This is a genomic window from Streptomyces sp. DSM 116793, assembly GCF_057320905.1.
Genome location: NZ_CM170494.1, coordinates 7,502,984 through 7,526,453, shown reverse-complemented (window position 1 = coordinate 7,526,453; position 23,470 = coordinate 7,502,984). Strand labels below are relative to the sequence as shown.

General features: G+C 72.6%; 16 protein-coding genes. 6 read left to right on the top strand and 10 right to left on the bottom strand.

The window, feature by feature from the left end:
* Positions 1 to 193 precede the first annotated feature (193 nt).
* Both ACSMXW_RS29555 and ACSMXW_RS29550 read left to right on the top strand, forming a co-directional pair.
* Positions 194 to 3,847 carry a discoidin domain-containing protein gene (locus tag ACSMXW_RS29555; protein WP_485800820.1) on the top strand — a complete coding sequence of 1,218 codons (3,654 nt, stop codon included), beginning with the start codon at positions 194 to 196 and terminating at the stop codon, positions 3,845 to 3,847.
* Between the two features lie 273 nt (positions 3,848 to 4,120).
* A complete protein-coding gene (locus ACSMXW_RS29550; protein ID WP_485800818.1) occupies positions 4,121 to 4,441 on the top strand; it encodes an L-rhamnose mutarotase in 321 nt (106 codons plus the stop codon).
* A gap of 18 nt (positions 4,442 to 4,459) precedes the next feature.
* Here the strand turns inward: ACSMXW_RS29550 and ACSMXW_RS29545 are convergent, their stop codons facing one another.
* From ACSMXW_RS29545 to ACSMXW_RS29520, 6 genes are all read right to left on the bottom strand, one after another.
* Entirely contained in the window at positions 4,460 to 5,197 is a 738-nt protein-coding gene (locus ACSMXW_RS29545) for a hypothetical protein (RefSeq protein ID WP_485800816.1), read from the bottom strand.
* Positions 5,198 to 5,204: 7 nt separating this feature from the next.
* The gene (locus tag ACSMXW_RS29540) at positions 5,205 to 6,095 is read right to left on the bottom strand and encodes a carbohydrate ABC transporter permease (RefSeq protein WP_485800814.1); all 891 of its coding nucleotides are present in this window, start codon (positions 6,093 to 6,095) and stop codon (positions 5,205 to 5,207) included.
* On the bottom strand, positions 6,092 to 7,063 hold the full coding sequence (locus ACSMXW_RS29535; protein ID WP_485800812.1) for a carbohydrate ABC transporter permease: 972 nt from the start codon (positions 7,061 to 7,063) through the stop codon (positions 6,092 to 6,094). Before ACSMXW_RS29535 ends, ACSMXW_RS29540 begins: the two co-directional genes overlap by 4 nt.
* Before the next feature lie 111 nt (positions 7,064 to 7,174).
* Positions 7,175 to 8,482, bottom strand: coding sequence for an ABC transporter substrate-binding protein (locus ACSMXW_RS29530; protein WP_485800810.1), 1,308 nt, complete (start codon positions 8,480 to 8,482; stop codon positions 7,175 to 7,177).
* A 19-nt stretch (positions 8,483 to 8,501) separates the two neighbouring features.
* Positions 8,502 to 10,979, bottom strand: coding sequence for a polysaccharide lyase family protein (locus ACSMXW_RS29525; protein ID WP_485800808.1), 2,478 nt, complete (start codon positions 10,977 to 10,979; stop codon positions 8,502 to 8,504).
* A 379-nt stretch (positions 10,980 to 11,358) separates the two neighbouring features.
* Complete coding sequence (locus tag ACSMXW_RS29520; RefSeq protein WP_485800806.1) at positions 11,359 to 12,522, bottom strand: enolase C-terminal domain-like protein; 1,164 nt, start codon at positions 12,520 to 12,522, stop codon at positions 11,359 to 11,361.
* A gap of 1,126 nt (positions 12,523 to 13,648) precedes the next feature.
* Between ACSMXW_RS29520 and ACSMXW_RS29515 the strand changes: the two genes are divergently transcribed.
* Both ACSMXW_RS29515 and ACSMXW_RS29510 read left to right on the top strand, forming a co-directional pair.
* Positions 13,649 to 16,075 (top strand): polysaccharide lyase family protein, encoded by a 2,427-nt coding sequence (locus tag ACSMXW_RS29515; RefSeq protein WP_485800803.1) that lies wholly within the window; start codon positions 13,649 to 13,651, stop codon positions 16,073 to 16,075.
* Positions 16,076 to 16,680: 605 nt separating this feature from the next.
* Entirely contained in the window at positions 16,681 to 17,391 is a 711-nt protein-coding gene (locus tag ACSMXW_RS29510; protein WP_485800800.1) for a sulfotransferase family protein, read from the top strand.
* A gap of 268 nt (positions 17,392 to 17,659) precedes the next feature.
* On the opposite strand, the gene ACSMXW_RS29505 is transcribed toward ACSMXW_RS29510, so the two are convergent.
* The 4 genes from ACSMXW_RS29505 to ACSMXW_RS29490 all read right to left on the bottom strand — a co-directional run bounded on the left by ACSMXW_RS29505 (position 17,660) and on the right by ACSMXW_RS29490 (position 20,349).
* Entirely contained in the window at positions 17,660 to 17,893 is a 234-nt protein-coding gene (locus ACSMXW_RS29505; RefSeq protein ID WP_485800797.1) for a hypothetical protein, read from the bottom strand.
* Positions 17,890 to 18,591 carry an RNA polymerase sigma factor gene (locus tag ACSMXW_RS29500; RefSeq protein WP_485800795.1) on the bottom strand — a complete coding sequence of 234 codons (702 nt, stop codon included), beginning with the start codon at positions 18,589 to 18,591 and terminating at the stop codon, positions 17,890 to 17,892. The genes ACSMXW_RS29505 and ACSMXW_RS29500 overlap by 4 nt, the downstream gene beginning before the upstream one ends.
* Before the next feature lie 131 nt (positions 18,592 to 18,722).
* Positions 18,723 to 19,805 carry a hypothetical protein gene (locus ACSMXW_RS29495; RefSeq protein ID WP_485800793.1) on the bottom strand — a complete coding sequence of 361 codons (1,083 nt, stop codon included), beginning with the start codon at positions 19,803 to 19,805 and terminating at the stop codon, positions 18,723 to 18,725.
* Between the two features lie 61 nt (positions 19,806 to 19,866).
* Positions 19,867 to 20,349, bottom strand: coding sequence for a peroxiredoxin family protein (locus ACSMXW_RS29490; RefSeq protein WP_485800791.1), 483 nt, complete (start codon positions 20,347 to 20,349; stop codon positions 19,867 to 19,869).
* Positions 20,350 to 20,605: 256 nt separating this feature from the next.
* Here ACSMXW_RS29490 and ACSMXW_RS29485 point away from each other — a divergent pair, with 256 nt between their 5' ends.
* Both ACSMXW_RS29485 and ACSMXW_RS29480 read left to right on the top strand, forming a co-directional pair.
* Entirely contained in the window at positions 20,606 to 21,283 is a 678-nt protein-coding gene (locus ACSMXW_RS29485) for a haloacid dehalogenase type II (RefSeq protein WP_485800789.1), read from the top strand.
* A gap of 299 nt (positions 21,284 to 21,582) precedes the next feature.
* Positions 21,583 to 23,112: a M1 family metallopeptidase gene (locus tag ACSMXW_RS29480; RefSeq protein ID WP_485800788.1), complete on the top strand. Its 1,530-nt coding sequence runs from the start codon at positions 21,583 to 21,585 to the stop codon at positions 23,110 to 23,112.
* Positions 23,113 to 23,470 lie beyond the last annotated feature (358 nt).

Below are 23,470 nucleotides of genomic sequence, written 5' to 3'. Positions count from 1 at the left end.
TACCGCCCACCACCCCCCGCAGGTAAAGAATCGATAACCACCCAGAACCCGGCCCTCCGGCACCTTGTCAGGACCGAGTTGTTCGGGGCAGCCTCTGACAACGATGTCAACAATCCTTCCTGCTGTCTGAAAACACCCCTTGCCGTACGAAGGTGCCCCGCCGAGGGCGGCGCACCGGATCGGAGAGCCGTTCATGGGCCCCAGAGCCGCCCGAGTCTCGCGGAGATCGTTCCTGTCGGCGAATGCCGTACTGCTGGCCGGGTTCGGCCTCGGTACGGGAACGGCGGGTCTGTCCGCGTCGCCCGCCGTGGCCGAGCCGGGTGCGGGCGCACCCAGCCCGGCGACGGACCTCGCCCTGTACCGGCCCGTGCAGGTCTCGTCGACCGACTACGCCGCCACGCCCGCCGAGTTCGCCGTGGACGGGCTCGCCACCGTCGGCGTCCGGGGCAGCGGCTGGCGTGCCGCGCAGGGCGACGGGCAGTGGATCGCGGTCGACCTCCAGGCCCCGTGCCGGATCGAGTCGGTGACGCTCACCTTCGAGGCGAAGGACGGGGACCCGACCTTCGTGCCGTCGACCGGCGGCCAGCCGCGCTCCGACACGACCGGCTCCGAGATCCTGTCCAGCGCGGCGGTCGCCTTCACCCTCGACGTGTCCGACGACGGGAAGTCCTGGACGACCGTCCACAGCACGTCCTCGGGCGCGGGCGGCGTCGTGGAGATACCGCTGTCCGAGCCGGTCACCGCGCGCTGGGTGCGGATGTCCGCCACGCGCCGCTCCAACGGGAATCCGCTGGGCCTCAACGGCTTCCAGGTGTACGGGACATGCGACCACAAGCGGCCCGCGGCGCGCGGCTGGACGAGCTGGACCGGCCGCAGGGACCCCGCGCCCGCGCTGACCGTGGCGGCCGACGGCACGGTGCCGCTGGCGTCCGGGTGGGACCTGACCATGGACGACTTCGCCGGCACGGCGGACGGTGCGACGCTGTCGGGTCCTTCGGTGGACACCGGCGACTGGCTGCCCGCGACGGTGCCGGGCACGGTGCTCGCCACCCTGGTCGAGCAGGGCCACTTCCCCGACCCGGTGTCCGGCTTCAACAACATGCGCATCCCCGAGGCGCTCTCCCGGCACTCGTGGTGGTACCGCCGCGCCTTCAAGCTGCCGCGCGGCTTCGACACGTCCGCAGGCCGGCGCGTCTGGCTGGAGTTCGACGGCATCAACCACCACGCGGAGATCTGGCTGAACGGCGCGAAGGCGGGCGAGCTGACGTCGCCGTTCGCGCGCACCGCCCTGGATGTCACCGACCACCTGGCGGCCGGCGCGAAGGAGCAGGTCCTCGCGGTGCGCATCACGCCTATGCCGCACCCGGGCAGCCCCGGCGACAAGGGCCCGGACGGCAACGCCTTCATGCAGTCGGCGAAGATCTACCTGGACTCCCCCACCTACCTGGCGGTGTCCGGCTGGGACTGGATCCCCGCGGTCCGGGACCGGATCGCAGGGATCTGGAACCACGTCCGGCTCCGTTCCACCGGTGACGCCGTGCTCGGCGACGCGCGCGTCGTCTCCACGCTGCCCGGCTCCCCGGACACCTCGGTCGCCGAGGTCACCATCACCGTGCCGGTCCGCAACGCTGCCTCCGCCGCGCGGGACTTCACCGTGACGGCGTCCTTCGGCCAGGTGACGGTGAGCCGTACGGTGACGGTGCCGGCCGGCAAGTCCGCCGATGTGACGTTCTCCCCCGACTCCTACGGGCAGTTGCGGGTGAAGAACCCCCGGCTGTGGTGGCCGAACGGCTACGGGGAGCCGTACCTGTACGACCTGACGCTGACCGCCACGACCGGCGGGCGGCGCAGCGACCGCAAGGCGGTGCGCTTCGGCATCCGGGAGTTCACCTACACGCACGAGCAGCCGATCAGCATCCCGGCGGGCAGCGACCGGGTGGTGCAGACCGTCGACTTCGCCGCGCAGCACGCCCGTCACGTCCGCATCCAGGGCGGGCGGCGGGCCACCGGCTGGGGGATCTCCCTGTGGTCGCTGCAGGTGGTGGACTCCTCGGCACCCGGCACCGACCTCGCGCTGCACAAGACGGCCACGGCGTCCTCGGTGGACCAGGACAGCAACGCCCCGGGCAACGCGGTCGACGGGGACGACGGCACGCGCTGGTCCTCGTCGTTCGAGGACGACCAGTACATCCAGGTCGACCTGGGCTCCTCGGTCACGTTCGACCGGGTCGTGCTCACCTGGGAGCAGGCGTACGCACTGGACTTCACGGTGCAGGTGTCCGACGACGGCTCGGCGTGGACCGACGTCAAGGCGGTCTCCAACGCCACCACCCCGTTGAAGATCATCGTCAACGGTGTGCCCGTGTTCTGCCGTGGCGGCAACTGGGGCTGGGACGAGCTGCTGCGCAGGATGCCGCCGGAGCGGATGAACGCGGTCATGCGCATGCACCGCGACATGAACTTCACCATGGTCAGGAACTGGATCGGGTCGAGCAACCGCGAGGAGTTCTTCGCCGCGTGCGACGAGAACGGCATCCTCGTCTGGAACGACTTCTGGGAGGCGGGGCCGTTCGCGGACGACATCCCCGACTATGTGGACATCGCCCGCGACACCATCGTCCGCTACCGCATCCACCCGTGCATCGCCGTGTGGTGCGGCGCCAACGAGGAGGCGCCGCCCCCGCACATCGCCGCGGGCCTGCAGCAGGCCGTCGACGAGGAGGACGGCGAGATCTTCTACCTCGCCAACTCCGCCGACGGCACGGTCTCCGGGCACGGCCCCTACTACTTCGTCGAGCCCGAGAAGTACTTCGACAAGGACACCTACGACACCCATATCTTCGGCTTCCACACCGAGATCGGGATTCCGACGGTGCCGGTGGCGGAGTCGATGGAGCACCTGGTGGGGGACGAGCCCGGCTGGCCCATCGGGGACGTCTGGTACAACCACGACTGGAGCACCAACGGCAACCAGCGCCCCGCCACGTACAAGGACGCCGTCGACGCGCGCCTCGGCCCGTCCGGGAGCCTCGCGGAGTTCAGCCGCAAGGCGCAGTTCGTCAACTACGAGAACACCCGGGCGATGTTCGAGGCCTGGAACCACCACCTGTGGGACGACGCCCGGGCGCTGCTGCTGTGGATGTCCAACCCGGCCTGGCACAGCACGGTGTGGCAGACGTACGACTACGACCTCGACGTGAACGGCACGTACTACGGGGCCCGGAAGGGCTGCGAGCCGGTCCATGTGCAGGCGAGCCGGGACACCTGGCAGGTCGCGCTGGTCAACCACACCACGCGGGCGCTGAAGGACGTCACGGTCACGGCACGGCTGTACGGACTGGACGGCACGTCCCTCGGCTCCCCGGTGCGGCAGCGGGCCGGGGTCGGCGCGTCGGCGGCCGCAAGGCTGTTCACGGCGGACTTCACGGACGCGCTGCCGGACCTGCACCTGCTGCGGCTGACGGCGCAGGCGGCGGACGGCACCGTGCTGTCGGAGAACACCTACTGGCGCTACCGCACCCCGGGTGACCTGCGGTCCCTGAACGACCTGGGCCGCACCACGGTGTCGGCCGGGCTCGGCGGCACCAGCCGCGCCGGCACCCGCCGCACCACCACGGCGAAGCTGCGGAACACCGGCTCGACGGTGGCGGCGATGGTCCGGCTCACGCTGCGCGACAAGGCATCCGGCGATCGGGTGCTGCCCACCGAGTACGCGGACAACTACCTCTGGCTGCTGCCGGGCGAGCAGCGCGAGATCACCCTCTCCTGGGACCCGGCCACCCTCCCCTCGGGCCGCCCGCTCCTGGAGGTGGAGGGCCACAACATCGCCACGGTGCACGCTTCCTGACCGCCGGCCGACCACCGGTGCCCGCGCCGGTCCGGGGCCACGCCCCGGGCCGGCGCGGGGCGGTCGGCAGCATGTGCTGCACCCGGCCGCGGTAGCGGGAGTGGTGGGACCGGTGGCAGTGGTCGGAGCGGTGGGAGTGGTCGGAGCGGTGGGAGTGGTGGAAGGCTGAACCGTTTCATAAGCTGGCGGCGGTGCCGGGTCCCCTGTGCGGGGCGGTGGTTTCCCCTCCGCCCGTCCGTCGCCGTCCGAACCGCTGTCCGAGGAGGGCCGATCGTGGAACGTGTGTGTTTTCTGCTGCGGGTGCGCAAGGAGCGGATCGAGGAGTACCGGCGGCGGCACACCGAGGTCTGGCCCGGCATGCTCGACGCGCTGCGGGCGGCGGGCTGGCGCAACTACTCGCTCTTCCTGCACGACGACGGGCTGCTCGTCGGCTACCTGGAGACGGACGACTTCGCCGCGGCGGAGCGTGCCATGGCCGGGGCCGACGTCAACACACGCTGGCAGCGCGAGATGGCCCCCTTCTTCGAGGCCCCGGACGGCAGCACCGCCGACGACGCCAGGGTGCTGCTGACCGAGGTGTTCCACCTCGACTGACGGGCCGCCGGCGGCCGCTCAGCGCGCCCCGTCCGCCGCGCGGTTGCGTGCCGTCACCACCGACACCGCGTACGCGAGCGGCCCCGCCATGAAGCCGGCGAAGGCCGGGATCACCGCGACAAGGGCGCCGACACAAGCGCAGGCGGCCACCACCAGGGCGAGAGTGGTGGGTGCGAGCCGCGCCTGCCGGGCCGCCGTCCGCACCGCGCCGCCCCACGCACCGGCACCCGCCACCGTTGCCGTCCCCGGCTCCAGCCCCGGTCCCTGCTCCGGCGCCGGCCCCTGCTCCGCCGCCCGGCAGGCGACCGTGAGCAGGACGAACGCCACCGCGCCCGCCCCGAGCAGCGCGAGGGCCGCGGCCTCCACCGGGTACCCCGGCAGGCGTGACGCCAGTACCACGCGGACCTCGAACCAGGTGACGGCCGCCACCGCGAGCACCGCGCACGCCACCACGAGCCCCGGCAGCAGATCACGCCGGACCACCCGGGCGAAGGTGCGCAGCAGCGCGGGCTCCCGCCCCTGGTGCCAGCCCGCGGTGACCTCCGCCGCCGCGCACCACGCCGCCCCGGCGGTCACCAGCGGCAGCGAGAACAGCACGACCAGCACCCCGACGGCCATGGTCTCGGCCGCCAGGCGCACCTGCTCGGCCCGCTCGGGCCCCAGTGCCACCGCTCTGCGGGGCCCCGTCCCGCCGGGCACGGGGGTGTCCGGGGCGGGCCCGCCGGTCCGGGCGCCCGTCTCCGTCATGCCGCGCACGCCGGCCTCACCCCTTCAGCCCGCTCGACGTGGCCCCGTCCACCAGGAGCCGCTGGAACGCCAGGAAGAAGAGGAACACCGGCAGCAGCGCCAGGATCGACATCGCCATCATCGGGCCGTAGGAGGTCATGCCGGTCTGGTCCACGAAGAGGGAGAGGCCGATCGGCACCGTGAACTTGCCGGTGTTGTTGAAGTACACGAGTTGCGTGAAGAAGTCGTTCCACGTCCAGATGAACGCGAAGATGGCGCTGGTGATCAGGGCGGGACGGGTGAGCGGCAGCAGCACCCACAGGAACGTGCGGTAGGGGCCGCAGCCGTCGACCCGCGCCGCGTCGTCGATCTCCCTCGGGATGCCCCGCATGAACTGCACCATGAGGAAGATGAAGAACGCCTCGGTCGCGAGGAACTTGGGCACCACGACCGGCAGGTCGGTGTTGATCCATCCGAACGACTTGAAGATGGCGTACTGCGGGACGATCAGCACGTGGTACGGCATCAGGATGGTGACCACCATCACGGCGAACAGCGCCGAGCGGCCCGGGAAGGAGAGCCTGCTGAAGGCGTAGGCGGCCAGCGAGCAGGACAGCAGCGTGCCGGCCACCGCGAGCACCGAGATGACCAGCGAGTTCATGAAGAAGTGCCCGAAGGTCACGCCCGGGTTGGCGTGCCAGCCGGCGCTGAAGTTCTTGAGGGTCCCGTGCAGCGGCCAGGGCCGGTTGGACGTGACGATCTCCGTCGCGGGCTTGAACGAGGTGCCGAGCATCCAGATGACCGGGTACACCACGACGAGCACGACGACGATCACCGACACATGCCACAGCGCCGACCGGCCCCGCGCGCCCCGGCGCCGGGGGGCCGCGGCCGGCCGGGCGCCCGGCACCATGCTGTGCCCGCTCATCGGCTTCCTCCGTCCGAGTAGAAGACCCATACCCGCGAGACGCGGAACATCAGGGCGGTGAGCAGCGCGACCGTCGCCAGCAGGACCCAGGCCATCGCCGAGGCGTAGCCGAACCGGAAGTCGGTGAAGCCCCGCTGGTACAGGTAGAGCGTGTAGAACAGCGTCGAGTCGGCGGGGCCGCCGGTGCCGTTGCTGATGATGAACGCCGGGGTGAACGCCTGGAAGGAGTTGATGGTCTCCAGCAGGACGTTGAAGAAGACCACGGGCGACAGCAGCGGCAGGGTGACGTGCCGGAACCTCCCCCACGTCCCGGCCCCGTCGACCGAGACGGCGTCGTACAGCTCGGCCGGGATCTGCTTGAGCCCGGCGAGGAAGATCACCATGGGGGCGCCGAACTGCCAGCAGGCCAGCAGGATGATCGCGGGCAGCGACCAGGTGGTGCTGTTGATGAAGTCGGTCTTCGGCAGGCCGAGCGAGCCGAGGCCGTTGCTGACCGCGCCGCCCTGCGCGAACATCGAGCGCCACACCAGCGCCACGGCGACGCTGGTGCCCAGCAGCGACGGCAGGTAGAACAGCGACCGGTACAGGCCGACGCCGGCCCGCCTGCGGTTCAGCAGCACGGCGACGGCGAGGGCGAGGGCGAGCTTCACCGGCGTCACCACCACCACGTAGATCAGGGTGACCTGCACCGCGTGGTAGAAGCGGGGGTCGGCGCCGAACATCTCCTTGAAGTTCGCGAGGCCGACCCACCGCGGCGACTGCAGGAGGTTGTAGTCGGTGAACGAGAGGTACAGCGAGTACACCAGCGGGCCGATGGTGAAGATCGCGAGCCCGGCGAACCAGGGCAGCAGGAACACATACCCGGCGGTGCGGTCGGCGAGACCCTTGGTCGGCGTGGTGCGGTGGTGCGTTCTCTTCGGTGCCACGGATGCGGGCACCGGCGGGTCGAGCCTGGCCGTCGAGCTCACCGGCTTCCTCCTTGGTCCGGCCTGGGTGGTGGGCGGTCATGTCGCGGGCGCCTGCCGGGTGTCGTCCGGCGGGCGCCCGCCGTGCGCTGCGGGGCAGGCGCCCGCCGGGCGCTACTTGGCGAGCGCCTGCTGCGCCTGGGCCATGAAGTCCTTGGCGCCGGCGGAGACGCTCTGCTGGCCGAAGCTGACGGCGCCGTAGATGCGCTGCATCAGCGTGATGAGCTGCCCGTCGCCCTTGGGGGGCGCGGCGGGCGTGGGGCTCAGGCTCGCCGCGTTCGCCGCCTCGTAGTCGGAGACCACCTTGTCGGTGCCGGTGGCCGCGGCCGTCTGCGTCTTGCGGACGGCGAGGTTGGGGAAGAGGCCGCGGCTGGTGCCCAGTGCCTTGGCTGCCTTCGGGTCGTTGATGAGGAAGCTCAGCAGCTTGGCCGCTTCGGCGGGGTGCTTGGAGCCGGCGTAGACGGAGAGCAGCATGGACGGCTTCGCGTACATGCCGGTCTTGCCGGCCACCGTCGGCAGCGGCACCAGGACCAGCTTGTCCTTGGTGGCGGCGGAGTGGCTCGCGTAGATGCTGTCGTAGTCCCACTCGGCCGCGGTGGTGCCCTTGGCCAGCGGGTCCTCGGCGGGGCCGCCCGCAAGGGTGGCGGTCTGGTTCGCGGGGGTGGCCGCGCCGGACTTGCGGAGGCTGTCGCAGAGGTTCCAGAAGCCTTCCAGGTCGGCCTGAGTGAAGCCGAGCCTGCCGTCCTCGGTGTAGAGGTCCTTGCCGCGCTGGTACAGCCAGGACTGGAACGCCGCCCAGGTGGTGCCGGGGTCGGAGATGCCGGCGACCTTGCCGTGCGACCTGTCGTGCACGGCCTTGCCGAAGGTCGCCACGTCGTCCCAGGTCCAGCCGGGCTTCGGCACCGGGACGCCGAGCGCCTTCAGCTTGGTCTCGTCGACGACGAAGCTCTGCGCGGTCTGCCCGAACGGCAGCGCGACCTGCTTGTCCCCGTCCTTGCCGCTGCCCGCGAACTTCGGGTCCAGACCGGAGAAGTCGACGTTCGCGGAGCCCGTGGAGAGGTCGAGCAGGGTGTTGCTGCGGGCGTACTGGCTCTGGTTGCCCCAGTCGATCTGGATCAGGTCGGGCGCCCCGCCACCGGCCATCTGGGTGGCGAGCTTCTGGTTGTAGGGGCCGAACTGGGCGTACTGGGTGCTGACGTCGATCTTCGGGTTGGCCTGCTCGAAGAGCTTGATGGCGGCCTCGGTGGACTTGGCCCGTGAGCTGTCCCCCCACCAGGAGAAGCTGAGGTGGACCTTGCCGTCGGAGGACCCGCCGGAGTCCCCGCCGCACGCGGTGAGGGTGAGCGAGGCGGCCACCGCGGTGGCGACGGCGATGGCGGAGACCAGCCGGGGGCGGCGCGCGGGTGCGACCCGGATTCTCATGGCACGAACTCCTCTGGTGTCAGTTCTTCGGGGCCCACGGCCAGGTAGCCGTCCGGGCTGAGGCGGTGGTACGGGTCCGGCCGCCGTCCGCGCTCAGGGACACGACGACGGAGCGGGGATCGACGGCGGTGTCCCGGGGCGGCACGCCGGTGACCCGGAAGGTGGTGGACGCCCCGGGCGCCAGCGACGCCGTCACGGGCACCGGGAAGACCTCGGGGTCCCGGCCGGCGACCGCGAGCGGCTGCTCGCCGCCCCAGCGCATCCGCCGCGCGAGGCCGGTGAACCGCACATCGCGCGCGGCGCCCCTGCCCTTGTTGCCGACCCGCACGGTCCAGGTGGCCGCGGACCGGGTCCCGGACATGCTCACCACCTCGGCCGTGAGGCTCGCGGCGGGCGCCGGGGCCGGCGCGGTGCCGCCCGGGTCCACCTCCAGCAGCAACGTGTCCCGGCCCAGGCCGTCCCCGGCCGGGATGGTCGCGCCCCGGCTGAAGGTGAGGGTGTTGTCGCCCTCGCGCAGCATCGACGCGGGGAAGGTGAGCGTGTCGACGCGCCGCCGGCCGCTGCGGTCGGCCTGCCGGCCGATGGTGCCGCCGAGGCCGTTGCCGTCGTGGCCGTCGCTGTCGGAGAGGCTGCCCGTGATGCCGTCGGTGGCCCCGTTCACGGCCACGGTCGGCGCGCTGCCCGCCTGCATCGAGGAGGAGACGGTGAGCACGGCCGTGCCGGACGGCACGTGGTCGAGCGGGAAGCGGACGGTCCAGGTGCCCGGGTTGGTCTGCGCGTAGTACCAGTCGGTGGGCTCCCAGCTCTCGCCGACGGTGAACGTCAGGTCGCCCGGGACGCGGGACGGCTTGTCGTAGTCGCGCGGGTGCCTCCGCTCGATCGGGTGGGTGGCCAGCGCGTACTCGCCCCCGGTCCGGTCGGAGCGGCCGATCTGCCAGAGGAACGTGCCGTGCGCGGCGGGCGCCCAGGTGAGCGTGCCGAGGTCGTGGACGGCGCCGCGGGGCGCGATGCCCGGCTGCTTGTACTGGTCGGTGACGGAGCCGTCGGCGGCGAAGACGTAGAGGGTGTAGGTGCCGGGGTCGGTGGTGCCGGGTTTCCAGGCCGGGGGGACGCCGGGCAGGGTGAAGGAGCCGTCGGCGCGGGTGCGCACGAAGTAGGTGGGCTCGTGGATGGTGTACACGTCGTCAGCGTCCTCGACGTCCTGGGTGGAGAGCAGCACCCACAGGTTCGCCGCAGGCCGGCCGTCGGCGATCCGGATCCGGCCCGAGACCTCGGTGCGCTGCGCGGCGTCCGGGTAGAGCGGGTGGTCGATCCAGTCCGCGGCCGTGCGGTTCTCGCGAATCTCCGCGCGGGCGGTGGCCGCCGCGGCCGCGACGAGGGAATCCGGGTCACTCTCGTCGCCGGTGGTGAAGAAGGTGTACCAGGGCCCGTAGAGCCTCCGGTAGCCCGCCGGGAGGTCGTATCCGGGCAGGTCGTAGTGGTTGGCGCCGAAGTAGTTGAGGATGGTGGCGTCCTGGTGGATCGCCAGGTCCTGGTGGGTGGGGCCGACCCCGTAGAACGCGCACAACGTGTCCTCGGTGACGCCGCCCAGTGGTGTGAACCACACCCCGAAGCCATGGCCGTGGTGCCCGAACATCGGGTTCTCGTGGTGGTAGAGACTCCACTCGTACTTGCTGTAGGCGGTGCCGGTCGGCAGGTTGCCGGAGTTGCTGTCGGGCGCCGCCAGGTCCTTGTCGTTGACGCCGTCCACGCGCCAGGTCTCGTCCTGGAGCTTGACCTGGGTGTTGAGGTAGTCGTAAGTGGGCTGCTGGCCGCTGCCGCGCTCCCAGTTGAAGGAGTGGTCGAAGATGGTGCGGTCCCAGCGGGTCACCATCCGCACCTCGCTGATGGTGGTGGCCTCGGCCGCCGTGAGCACGTCGAAGCCGTAGACGCCCCGTCTGCCGCGCCGCATGATCAGGTGGTGCTCGTGGTGGAGCGGTGTGCTGGTGCTGTCGACGAACGCCACCTCCGCCAGGTCGGGACCGACCCGGACCACCCTCACCTCGGTGCACATCAGCCGGGTCCTGCCGCCCCGGTCGTCCACGTAGAACGAGGGCGCCCTGCCGTCGTCCTGAGGCTTCGACCCGTTCAGGTGGTGGGCCAGTTCGACGCCGTCCACCACCACCGAGACGGCGGTGACGGAGACGCCCGTGTAGCCGGAGTAGACGCCGTTCAGGTCGTCCCGGCCGAAGGTGAACCGCACCAGGCCGTTGTCGAGGACGACGGTGTCCACCTCGTCGGGGAAGGCGTGGCTGCCGAGTGCGGCAGGCGCCCCGTTCAGCAGCAGGCGCACCGGGCCGCCTGTGGTCGCCTGCGCCGGGCCGCCGGCCCCGCCGGTGTGCCCGGCCGGTGCGGCCCAGGCGCTGCCGCCGCCCGCGAGCAACGCCGCGCCCGCGGCCGCCGCCCCCACCGCGCCCAGCGCGGTCCGCCGTGAAACGGCGTTGGTCTCCGTGTCCATGCAGATCTCCTGAGGGTGTGCCGGCGCCGGGCGCCGCTGACGTCCGGGAGGTGGGGGGAGGGGACGAAGGGACGAGGGGGAGGGAGGAGGAGCCGGCAGGTGGGGCGGCAGGCGGGGCGGCAGGCTCACCGCCGGAGCATGGGTCGCGGCCGGCGGCGGTCCGCTGCGCCGGTGGCGCGTACCGGGTGGGCCCCTCGCCCCGCGAAGCCGGTGGGCCGCACAGGGTGCGCGGGCCACACGGGGTGCGCGGGCCACACAGGGTGCGCGGGCCACACAGGGTGCGCGGGCCACGCGGGGTGCGCCGGGCCGGCCCGGCGCACGGGACGTGTGGGGCCCGCTGTGCCGGTGGGCGGCCCGGCGCCGGCCGGGCCCGGGCCGGTCACCACGAGCGCACCGTCTCCGCCTCGATGTGGTCGAGGTCGAGGCTCTCGCCGAGCCCGGGTTCAGTGCTCAGGTGGACATGGCCCTCGGAGTCGATGGGGTCGGTGGCACGCAGCAGGTGCGGGGGCACCTCGTCGAAGTCGTGATGCGGGTGCAGCAGGCCACGCTCGTACCACCTGCTGTTGGCGGCCGCGCCCAGCACGGCCAGCGTGCCCGCGCCCCCGCCGTGCATCTCGCAGTCCATGCCGAACGCCTCGGCCAGGTGCAGCGTCTTGAGCGCGGGCGTGATCCCGCCGGCCGTGGGCACGCCCACCCGGAGGATGTCGCAGGCCCCGGCGGCGATCCACTCGGCCCGGGCCTGGAGCCGTCCCCCGACGCTCTCCGGGCCGATGACGAGCGTGTCGAGCTGGTCGGCCAGCCAGCGGTACGACTGGGTGGACTGCTCCTCCATCGGCTCCTCGTACCAGTGGAAGCCCAGCCGGTCCAGCGCCCGGCCCAGTTGGAGCGCCTCGGCCCTGCTGTACCAGTGGTTGGCGTCCAGCATCAGCGGAACGTCGGGGCCGACCGCCTCGCGCACCGCCGCACAGGCACGGATGTCCATGGCGACGTCCGGTGCGAACGACACCGGGGGCATCCAGGTGTGCAGCTTGATGGCGTGATAGCCGTCCGCGATCAGCTTCTCGGCGAACGCGGCGTAGTCCTCGGGGCTCGACAGGCCGCCGGGGACCTCGTCGCCGCACATCGTGCTGCCGTAGGCGGGCACCTTGTCGCGCATGCCGCCCAGCAGCTTCCACACCGGCTGCCCCAGGCGCCGGCCGATCAGGTCCCACAGGGCCTGCTCGACCACCGCCAGGGTCCGGTCGCCCAACTGCCCCTCGCTGCCCCGCTGCCAGCGCGCGAGACCGTCCCACAGACGCGCCCGGTCGAACGGGTCCTGGCCGAGCAGCACCGGCCGCACATAGGCGCCGAGCAGCGCCTCGCTCACCTGCGCCTCCCGGGCGAGGCAGTGGCCCCGGTGGCCGTCGGTGTCCGTGATCGTGAGCAGCGCCCGGGTCACGGTGCGCGGTTCACCGGGGTGGGCGTGACCGTCGGAGTCGTGTGCCAGCCTGGTGGTGGTGCGGAAGACCCGTACCGAGACATCGCTGATCGTCGCGCGATGCATGCGAAACCCCCTCTTGCCGAGCCGTGTTGTGCACCGACGACGCACGGGCGGCACATCGGTACGGCCAGGGGGCCGATCCCTGGCAGGGCGAGCCGGACAGGGGCATGACGCAGATGCCCGGCGAGTGTGTTTCAACTACGTGAATACGGCTCACGGACGTACACCGCCTGGGAAGCTACGGCCGTGCGCCCCAGGTGTCAACGAGTGGTTGAATCGATTTTTGGGCCATGAGGACGGACGGCCGGGTGGGGCCGGGCCCGGGAGTCCCGTGGCGGCGCTGTTACGGACAGAGGCAGCCTTGTGGGCAACTGGCCCGAAGTCAACCTCCCGTTTTGAAACGATGCACAGCACACGGATCCCGCCCGGGAAGCAGCGGGCCGGACCCCGGGGGCGGGGGCGCCTCGGGACGAGGGCCCGGTGAAGCCCCACACGTACGGCGCCAGGGCGTCCTGGTCGTTGAGGGTTCATATCGTTTCAAGACCCCCAGAGCCCCTCCGCCGAACCACCCGCCGACGCCCCCCGCGCGCACGGTCCCGACGCATGGGCACATGCCCGAGCCGCACACACCGGTCGAGGGCGGTGCGGAGCACGTGTCCGGCGAGGCCTCGATCGGCCACCTCACCTGCCGCGTTCTCCGGTATGCGATCCGGGTCGGGCCGTCCACCGGAGACCGGTCGGCCCCCGGGAACCCTGCGGCCGGGTCCAGCAAGGGCTTTCGATCGTCCCGTGCCGAACCCCTTCCCTTCCGGCCACCCACTCGCTAGCTTGTCGCTCGAAAGCGCTTGCTTCATACGTTTCAATTAGCAGCACCCCGCCGGACCCACCGGCCCACCGCACGCCGAGCTGTCCCGTACCCGGCCCCCGCTGGCAGCGGGTTGCCCGCCCCCACGCGGCGGAGCCGCATGTCACTGCGCCGCGCCCCGCCGGGATCGCGGCCTGCCTGCCGACGGCGCCCGCCCGGGGGCGCGGGAAACCGCGCGAGCAACCACGACGAACCCACAGCTCACCACGCCGAGAACACACCGAGAAACCGCCCCGAAGAGGGGACGCGGGGAACTGCGCGAACAGGCCCCGCGCCGCCGGGCCCCGCCCTTCCCGTTCGCCCATCAGCACGAGGAGTTCCGTGATGTCCTGGGAGCCAAGTCATCTGAGTCGTCGTTCCACGCTCGGCCTGATCGGCGCCGGCGCCGCGGCCACGGTCTGGGGCACGGAGGGCAGCGCCTCCGCGCTGGCTCCGGATGCGGCAGGGGCGGCGGAGGGCGCCGGCGGCCCGCAGGTGCGGGTGCTGCTCGACGGCAGACCCGCCGAGGTGGGCACCTACGCCTTCCCGGGGGAGGTCGCGGAGGTGGTGCTGGACAACGGCCTGGCGCGGTTCACCTTCGGCCGCGACGACGCCCAGGGCGGCATCGTCACCGGCTGGACCGACGTTTCGGTCACCGCGACCTCCGTGGTCGTGAACGGCACGGAGCTGGCCCACAACCTCAACGGCGTCGAGCCCCGCGACCCCGACCGGCAGCACTCCTTCTACGTGGACGCCGCCGGCGGCAAGTCCCGCCTGGTGTGCACCGGGATACGGGTCGTACGGCTGGAGCACGACCTCGTGGAGGTCGCGTTCGCCGACGTCACCAGCGACCCGCTGCGACACGAGCACCACCTGATCATGCGCGCCGGCGTCCGGGGCCTGTACGGCTACGACATCCTCACCGCCACCGGCGCCACCTCGATCAGCGAGGTCAGGATGAACACGCGGTGGGACCGCGCCATCTTCGACCACGCCTTCAACTGGGAGCGCGGCAAGGGCCAGCAGCCCACCTATGCCTACCTCGCCACCCAGAAGCAGCTCCAGGACGAGACATGGCAGGTCGACGGCGTCAACAACCCCGGTCTGCCGTCGCCGGAGAGCAACGCCGGCGGTCTGAAGCCGGGTGAGGTGTACACCAAGTACAACTGGAGCCTCTACCACTACCAGAACCCGATGTTCGGGCACTACGGGCACGGCTTCGGCGTCTGGTTCACCCCGCTGAGCGGGGTGTCGGACGAGACGCTGGCCGGGTTCTACGGCGTCGGCCCGCAGCGGCAGGACCTCGCCATCCACCAGGACGCGCTGATCCTCAACTACTTCGGGGTCAACCACTACGGCCTGCCCAGCTACGCCCTGCCCGCCGGGTACCGGCGGCTGTACGGCCCCTGGCTCACGTACATCACCGTCGGGGACCCCGACGACCCGGACGCCATGATCGGGCAGGCGGCGGACATCGCCCGGGCCGAGATCGCGGCCAACCGCGCCGGGTCCGCGTGGGTCAGCGACGCGCTGTACCCCGGGCCCGCGCAGCGCACCGAGGTCTCGGGCCGGATCCGGATCGCCGACGGCCGGCCTGCGGCGAACCTGTGGGTGCTGCTCTCCACCCAGGACGTCGAGGACGCTGACGACGTGTACACCATCCACGAGCCCACCTACTTCGTGCGCACCCGCGCCGACGGCTCCTTCACCCTGCCCGGCGTCCCCCCGGCCTGGAAACCCGGCACCACCGACCCCGGCACCTACACCCTCTACGTCTTCGCCGCCGACGGCTCCATCACCGACCAGTACAGGCAGCCGGGGCTCACCTTCCACGGCTCCCACCACAAGCTCCCGGCCATCACCTGGGCACCGGTGGAGCGCGCCGTGTTCCTGTGGCAGCTCGGGCGTGCCGACCGCACCGGGGGCGAGTACGCCCTCGCGACCAGGTCGCCCGCGCGCCCGATGCCCCGGTCGTACGAGAAGCCGTCGCTCATTCCGGGCGACCTGGACTTCACCATCGGCAAGAGCTGGGAGCCCACCGACTGGTACTACGCCCAGGCGCGCCCCGGCACCTGGACCATCCGCTTCCCGCTGGCCGAGGCGCCGGAGGGCACGGCGTACCTGACGGTGTCGTCGTCCATGCAGCAGGGCACGCCGCCGGCGGTGACGGTCAACGGCACCTCCACCGGCATCGTGGGCACGCTGCCCGCTCACAACGACTCCACGATCGGCCGCCAGGCCGACCGCAGCGGCTTCCCCGGCGTGGGGGTGCTGTCCTTCCCCGCGTCGCTGCTGAAGGCCGGCGACAACACGATCGCGTTCACCGTCGGCGGCGATCCGACGCCCGACGCGGTCGAGCCGGTCTCCAGCGGCTTCGGCTGGGACACCGTCGTCCTGGAGGTGGACGGGACGGCGCCGGCCCGCCCGGCCCGGCTGACCGGCCGGGTCACCGGCCACGGCACCGTGCGCGACGGCACCTGGCAGGTGGAGGTCACCAACCGGGGCTCCGGCCCCGCGAACGACGTCCGGCTCGACGGCCTGCGCTGGTCCGACGGCACCCGTACGGCGCCACAGACACCGGCGGTCGACGGGCCGGACCCGAACGCGTTCCCCGTGCCGGTGACGGCGTCCCTCGTGCCCGGCGCGTCGGCGACCGTCACACTCAAGCTCACCGGCGGCCGCCCGGCCGGCGGCTTCGACCGGCTGGAGGCGTCCTTCTCAGCCAACGGCGGCCGGGTCAGGGGTGTTGCCCGGAGCGGACGGGACGCCTAGGGGGCTTCTGATGGATCTCCGTGGGAGAAGGAGCGGCTCCCCCACTGCCTCAAAGGCGTGGGAGGTGCCCCCAGTGCGTGCTCTGGGGGTGCCCCCTGCTCGAAGAGCTTGGGGGAGTGCCGGGTGCACGTCCTCGTACTGGGCGTACGTGGGCTTGCGCCCGGTGCGGCGCGTGGGGGTGCCCCCGCGCGTGGGGGCACCCCCGCGCGAGCCCGTTCGAGCGTGGGGGAGCAGCCGAGCGTGGGGGAGCGTGCCGAACGCCGCGACGCCACGGAGATCCATCAGAAGCCCCCTAGACGCTTCCGCCGGGATCGTCGGGCTGCCCGGCGGACGACGCCTGCGACGCGAAGTCCGGCCATGTGCGCCCGAGGTCGTGCTCCGCCGCGCGGGCGACCGATGGCGTGGTCGTCCGGCGCACCGCTCGGGGCCCCTGTCCACGGGGCCCCGGCGGCGCGCGCCCCCACCTCGTCGCGGACCGTCGCGACGTGGCTGAATCCCCGTGCCCGGTGCGGAGTCAGGCAGGGAGAACGCGGCGGTGACGCGCCGTCAGGCGTACCGTCCCGAACGCACGGGGAAGTGCCCACGTGCGGAAGGGAACGATCAGAGTGGATGTCATAGGTGCCGGTTACGGTCGTACCGGGACGCTCTCGATGCATGCGGCGCTCAAGAGGCTCGGGTTCGACCCCTGTCACCACATGGCGGAGGTGATCACGAAGCCCAGCCAGATGCCGCTGTGGCAGGAGGCGCTCGCCAGTGACACGGTCGACGTGCGGCGGGTGTTCGAGGGGTACCGCGCGACGGTGGACTTCCCCGGCTGCGTCTTCTGGCGTGAGCTGATGGACGCCTGGCCCGAGGCCAAGGTCGTGCTGACGGTGCGGGATCCGCACCGCTGGTACGCGAGCGCCAGACAGACCATCTTCACTGTCGGCAGGACGCGCCCGGAGGACGTCGATCCGGACACCGCCGCCTTCTTCCGCTTCCTGTCCGAGGAGCTGCGACCCCGCGTGTTCGACGTCGGCGGCGACCGGCCGTTGCACGAGTTGGACGAGCACGACGCGGTCGAGGCCTTCAACCGGCACGTCGCCGAGGTGAAGGCCACCGTGCCGGCCGACCGCCTGCTGGTCTTCCAGGTGACCGAGGGCTGGGGCCCGCTCTGCGACTTCCTGGACGTGCCGGTCCCCGACGAGGAGTTCCCGCACGTCAACGAGTCCGGGGGCTTCGCCGAGCTCGGCAAGCGGCTGTTCGCGGAGCGGCAGCGCGCACTCGCCGCGCTGCGCACCGCGCCGGACGGGAACGTGGCGGCGGGCTCCCGGTGACGGCCGCCCGCCGGTGAGCCCGGGGAAGCCGGGGCACCCGGGCCTGAGCGCGGAGCGACCCGGTTTCCCCGCACCTCCGGCGCGGCCCAGGCCCGCGCGGAGGCGCGCTTCGCGGGCGGTGCGGCGGCCTGGGACCGGACCAGCCGCGCCACCCGGAGGAGCCCCGCGCGGAAGCCGAGAGCGGCGCGGTGACACGACGAGGTGCCCGCCCGGGCACGACAGGGTGCCTCGGACCCGACCGTGTGCACGGGTACGCGGCAGGGGGGACTCAGAGGTCCGACACCGCGGCGAGCAGGCCCTCGAACTCGTCCGCGCAGGGGCCGCAGGCGCGCAGGTGGGCCGCTATGCCCGGGTAGTGTGCCTCGGGGTCCTCCCCGGCGGCCTTGAGGTCGACGACGACGTGCAGCAGCTCCATCGCCTTCTCGCAGCCGACGTCCCGCGGGTCCGTCCGGAGGAACCGGCGCAACCGGGCGGCCGTGGTCGATCCGTGTGCGTCGTTCATGACCGCCCCCGCGTCTTCGCGTCCAGGTACCCGTCCGCCTCCAGGCGGAGCCGCAGCTTGCGCCGTGCGTCGAACATGGTCTTGTACACGGCGTTCCTGGTGGTGCCCAGTTCCGCCACGAGGGCCTCCAGGGGAACGCCGTGCAGGACCACGGCCGCGAAGATCCGCCGCTGGTGGTCGGTGAGCACCTCGTCGACGGCGGTGCGCAGCGCGGCGGCCAGTTCGCGGGCCCCGGACTCCTCGGCGGGGTCGAGGCCCAGCCGGTCGGGCAGCCGCTCCCAGTCCTCCGCCTCCATCGGCACCCCCCGGGTGCGGCGGTGCAGGCGGCCGAGGTGGGTGGACACCTCCAGGATCACGAACTTGTACGCCCAGGTGGTGAACCTGCTCTCGCCCCTGAACTGCCCGATCTTCCTCGTGATGGCGAGGAGCGCGTCCGCGGCGACCTGGTGGGCCATGTCGTCCAGCTCCGGTCCCCGCAGGCGGTGCCGGTCGTGGCGCCGGCCCAGCTCCTTGAACGCGATCCGCAGCAGGTCCCCGTGCAGGCGTGCGCACGCCTGCTCGTACTCCGCCCCTCGGGACGTGAGGGCCGTCACCCACTCCCCGGACACGGGGTCGAGGTCCCGCGGCACCGGCGGACGCACCGGGGCCGGCGGCGCGCCCGCGGCCGGGCCGTTCTGACCGAGGGGTAAGGAAGCCATGCCCGTCATCGTAGGGGGACCCCACCACCGGGCTGCCCGCCCGTCCCCCGTCGGCCACGGCGTCCTGCGGCCCGCACCGGGCCGGGGGCCGGTGCCCGGCCGGGTGGGCGGCGGGCCTGCGCCGGGCGGGGTCATGAGTCCGGAAGCTCCTGGACGTGCAGCTGCCCGAGGAGGCGGTGGTTGACCTCGGTGACGGCGTCGGTGAGGTCCCGGTAGGGCTCGTCCCAGGGGTCCTTCAGGCCGAAGCCCCGGTGCGGGTTCTCCAGCCAGCTGCACCAGTGCCAGCCCAGGCACCACGGGCGGGCCGCGAACGCCTCGGCGGACGCCGTGTAGCCCGCGGCGCGCTCCCGCTGGTCGCGGGCGGAGCCGGTGCGGCCGGGGTTCATGACGGTGGGGCACCAGTTGCCGGTGTCGGCGATCAGGACGGGCCGCCCGGTGCGCTCGTGCCAGCGCTCTATGCGGTCCAGCGCGGCGTCCAGGGCCCCGGGCGCGGGGCCGGGGAACGTCTGCACGGACAGTACGTCGAGGTACGGCGCCGCGGCGTCGAGCACCGCGTCCGGCACACCGGTACGGGTGCCGTAGCGGTCGCCCAGGACCAGGTGGTGCGGGTCGTGGCGGCGGATCGCCTCGGTGGCCACGCGGTAGTAGGCGTCGGCGATCGCGGGCAGCTCGCCGGCCGGGTACCCGGCGCCCGTCGGGTGCCGCTCCCAGCAGGGCACGTCGACCAGGAAGTACCCCAGCAGCTGGGGGTCGTCCGGCCGGCACACCGTCCTCGCCAGGTGGTCGCACCACTCCGCGAACGCCGGCGCCCGCGGGTCGCGGTAGGCGGGGAACCCGTTCCAGTGCTCGATCTCGGCGACCCGCAGCGACAGCGTGTACGGCACGCCGGCCCCGGCGAGTACCTCGGCGGGCAGCCCCTCCGAGTGCCCGAGGTCCACCACGCCACCGTCCGTGGCCAGGCCCGCCCCGCTGACGTACTCGGACGTCCAGCCCACCGTGTTGAACCCCCAGGACGCCATCTCGGGCACCAGGCCCTCGCGCACCCAGCGCCGGCGGGAACCCCCGTAGCGGGCCTGGTGGATGGCGGCGTTGTGCGGGTAGCGGAGGTTGGTGTCGTCGGCGTGCACCACGCCGACGGACAGGAACGGCGCACCGTCGGGCGCCCGCAGCCGCCAGCGGCCGGAGCGCTCGACGGTGAAGACGGTGTCGGTCACGGTTTCGCGGGCTCCTTCTGGTGTCGGCGGCAGCGGCCGGGGCCTCGCGGCCCCGGCTCTGTCAGGCGTCGGCATGTTCCTTGACGTATGTGATCAGGCCGACCACGTCCTCCGGGACCAGGCGGCCGATCGCCCCGCTGGAGTAGACGGACACCAGCACGTTGCCCGCCGGGTCGAGAACGAATCCTGTGGACTGCAGGTAGCGGGGCTCGTCGTTGACGAAGGCGCCGGTGGCGTCCGCGATCGCGCCGGCGTCGGCGCTGTGGCCGACCGGGTAGGTGAGGCGGAGTCGGGAGACCAGTTCCTCGGTCGTGGCCTCGTCGTCCACCGACAGGGCGACGACCTTGACCCCGAGTTCCGTCAGGCTCTCCTGCGCCCGCTGGAAGGCCCTGAGCTGGGCCCTGCAGTAGGGGCACCAGGATCCGCGGTAGAACAGCACGACACCGAAGTGCCCCGCAAGCTCGTCCCGCACGGAGATCCGGCTGCCGCCCGCCACGTCGACGGTCAGGTCCGGGAAGGCGGAACCGGCGTTCAGCGATGTCATGGCAATTGCCTGCCTCTCACGTCGATCTGTTGTGTCCGTTCCATACGCGTACGGGGCGGGCGCCGTCTTACCGGCGGGCGCGGGGCCGTCCGAGCGTGGCCCGCTTCGGGCTGTCCGCGCGTGCGGGCGCCGGGGCGTCGGCGTGTGCGGGTGGGGGAGGAGCCGGGGCGGGCGCGCGGGGGCAGGGTAAGAAGTCCCCGCACCACCCCGCTTATGACACGGAAGCAACCGAGCCGACCAAGGGACGTGCCCGCACATGACGCGAGTGATCGCCTTCGACGTCAACGAGACACTGCTGGACCTGAGCACCCTGGACGAGTCCTTCCGGGAACTCTTCGGCTGCGCGGCGCTGCGGCCGCAGTGGTTCGCCATGATGCTGCAGCTCTCCTTCGTGGGCGGCCTCACGGGCGAGTACGTGGACTTCACCACGGCCCAGCGCGCCGCGCTGCACATGCTCGCCCGGCGCGAGGGAGTCACCCTCACGGAGGAGGCCGTCACCGGCACGGTCGGCCGGATGGGCGCACTGCGCCCGCACCCCGACGTCCCCGCGGCGCTGCGCAGGCTCGCCGGCACGGAGCTGGAGGTCGTGGCGCTGACCAACTCGGTCCTGGAGGTGGCCGAGGCGCAGCTGACGCACGCCGGCATCCGTGCCGCCTTCGACCGGGTGATGTCGGCGGACACCGTCCGGCGCCTCAAGCCCGCTCCGGAGCCGTACCTCGGCGTGGCCCGCGCCTTCGGTGTCTCCCCCGGGGACGTCCGGCTGGTGGCGGCCCATTCCTGGGACGTGTCGGGCGCGCTGGCCGCGGGGTGCCGGGCCGCGTTCGTCGCGCGCCCCGGCCAGGTGATGAGCCCGCTCGGCCCGGCGCCCGACATCGTCGGGGCGGACGTCGCGGCGGTGGTCGACCGGATCGTCGAGGTGGACCTGGGGTCCTGACCCGCCGCACCGGGGCCCGGCCCGTCGCCCCGGCCGCCCGCTCCCCGGGGCGTCCGCCCCACCCCTTCCCAGGCCGTCCTCTCCCGCTCGGTCCGTCCTCTCCCGCCGCCGTCAGCCGGCCGTGCCGGATCCCGAACGGCGCCCCGGACGACGCCGGCTGATACACGGTCGATGCTGATACACAGTCGACGGGAAGCTGAGCCGCCACGGCGGCCTCGCCTCGCCGAGGCGGACACCGACCGGCCCCAGAGTGGCCGCCGGTGCGCCGGTGCGGCGCACCTGTCTCACCGAAGGTGGTCATGATGCTCCCTGCTCCCCCGCACCGGGCGCGGCGCCGCCGCGCCGTGCTCGTCGCGCTCGCGGCCTCGACGGCGGCGATGGCGACCGTGGCGGCCGGTTCGCCCGGCTGGGCCGACTCCCCCCACGGCGCGCCGCCCTCCCCCGGCGCCCGGAGCGCCGGGGACCGTCTGCTGCCGTACCTGGGCAACGGCGGGTACGACGTCCGCTCGTACGACGTCGGCTACACCTACCGGCCCGGCACCACGCTGATGGACTCCTCGGCACGGATCCGGGCCACCGCCACCCAGGCCCTGTCCCGGTTCAGCCTCGACGCGGCCGTGGACGAGGTCAGGACGGTCACCGTCCAGGGCGAACCCGCCGCCTTCACCGTCGACAAGGCGAACGAGAAGCTGGACATCACGCCGCGGCACGCGCTGGACGAGGGCCGGCCGTTCGACGTGAACATCGCCTACCGCGTCGACCGGAGCGACAACCGGGCCAGGCCCGGCGACCCGGCGAGCCCGGCGCCGCGCCTGACCCCGTGGGTGAACAAGAAGGACGGCTTCGTGGTGTTCGGCCAGCCGGACCGGGCGCACATGTTCTTCCCCGCCAACGACTACCCCACCGACAAGGCCCGGTTCACCTTCCGCATCACCGCGCCGAAGGACCTCCAGGCCGTGGGCGTCGGCACACTGCGGTCACGCACCACGGACGGCGACGACGCCACCACCGTCTTCACCACCCGCGACGAGATATCCACCCAGCTCGTGCAGTTCGGCGTCGGGCACTACAAGGAGATCCGGGGCCGCGGCCCGCACGGGCTGCCGGTGCGCAGCTACGTCACCGCCGACGCGTACGAGGCGGCCAAGCCGGTGGTCGACGCCATCCCCGGCCAACTGGCCTGGTTCGAGAAGGAGCTCGGCCGGCCGTTCCCGCTGGAGACCTACGGGGTACTCGGGGTGCCGGAGGGCTACCTCGGGGTGGCCTTCGAGTCGGCGACCCTGTCCACGTTCGCCGTGGAGAACCTCGAAGGCCCGCCGGAGCGGGACGAGCCGACCATGGTCCACGAGATGGTGCACCAGTACTTCGGTGACTCGGTCAGCGTGCGGAACTGGGACACCAACTGGATCAGCGAGGGACACGCCGACTACTACCAGATGCTCTACAACGTGGACCAGGGCTGGGAGGACCTGGACACCATCCTGAAGGCGCGCTACGAGTTCGACCCCGAGTCCCGTGCCGCCTCCGGGCCCCCGAACCGGCCCAAGGAGCCCATCGACGCGCTGGTCGGCGCGAACAACGCCGGCGTGCTGATGCTCGCCGGACTGCGCCACCAGGTCGGCGACGCGACCTTCAAGAAGATCGAGCGGACCTTCTTCGACCGGTACCGGGGCAGGAACGCCGACACCCAGGACTACATCGACGTGGCGAACGAGGTCAGCGGCAAGGACTTCACCGCGTACATCAAGAGCTGGCTGTACGACGAGAAGACCCCGCCCATGCCCGGCCACCCGGACTGGGAGGCCCCACAGCCGCCGCAGGGCTCCTGACCGCATGACTGGCGGCCCGCCCCCCGCCCTCTCCCGGGAGAGCGGGGGCACGGCGGGCCGCCGCGGACGTCTTGCGGGCGGCAGGGCGCCGCGCTGCCGGGCCGGTGGCGGACCGGCCGCCCGCCGACGGGCCGGTGGCGGACCGGCCGCCCGCCGACGGGCCGGTGGCGGACCGGCCGCCCGCCGACGGGCCGGTGGCGGACGGGCCGGTAACGGACGGGCCGGTGACGGTCCAACCGGTCGCGGACACGAACCGGTGACGGACGGCCGCCTGCGGACCCGCGCGGCGGCAACACGGCTGATACACGACGGATGGCCGGCCGAGCGGTGCCCGATCCACGACCGGGGCCGGGCGGAT

Excerpts from the sequence above, each read along its gene's own strand:
- ACSMXW_RS29520 (WP_485800806.1), bottom strand. The coding sequence starts at position 12,522 with ATGCATCGCGCGACGATCAGCGATGTCTCGGTACGGGTCTTCCGCACC.
- ACSMXW_RS29505 (WP_485800797.1), bottom strand. The coding sequence starts at position 17,893 with ATGAACGACGCACACGGATCGACCACGGCCGCCCGGTTGCGCCGGTTC.
- ACSMXW_RS29480 (WP_485800788.1), top strand. The coding sequence starts at position 21,583 with ATGATGCTCCCTGCTCCCCCGCACCGGGCGCGGCGCCGCCGCGCCGTG.
- ACSMXW_RS29530 (WP_485800810.1), bottom strand. The coding sequence starts at position 8,482 with ATGAGAATCCGGGTCGCACCCGCGCGCCGCCCCCGGCTGGTCTCCGCC.
- ACSMXW_RS29555 (WP_485800820.1), top strand. The coding sequence starts at position 194 with ATGGGCCCCAGAGCCGCCCGAGTCTCGCGGAGATCGTTCCTGTCGGCG.
- ACSMXW_RS29490 (WP_485800791.1), bottom strand. The coding sequence starts at position 20,349 with ATGACATCGCTGAACGCCGGTTCCGCCTTCCCGGACCTGACCGTCGAC.
- ACSMXW_RS29525 (WP_485800808.1), bottom strand. The coding sequence starts at position 10,979 with ATGGACACGGAGACCAACGCCGTTTCACGGCGGACCGCGCTGGGCGCG.
- ACSMXW_RS29500 (WP_485800795.1), bottom strand. The coding sequence starts at position 18,591 with ATGGCTTCCTTACCCCTCGGTCAGAACGGCCCGGCCGCGGGCGCGCCG.
- ACSMXW_RS29485 (WP_485800789.1), top strand. The coding sequence starts at position 20,606 with ATGACGCGAGTGATCGCCTTCGACGTCAACGAGACACTGCTGGACCTG.
- ACSMXW_RS29515 (WP_485800803.1), top strand. The coding sequence starts at position 13,649 with ATGTCCTGGGAGCCAAGTCATCTGAGTCGTCGTTCCACGCTCGGCCTG.
- ACSMXW_RS29540 (WP_485800814.1), bottom strand. The coding sequence starts at position 6,095 with ATGAGCGGGCACAGCATGGTGCCGGGCGCCCGGCCGGCCGCGGCCCCC.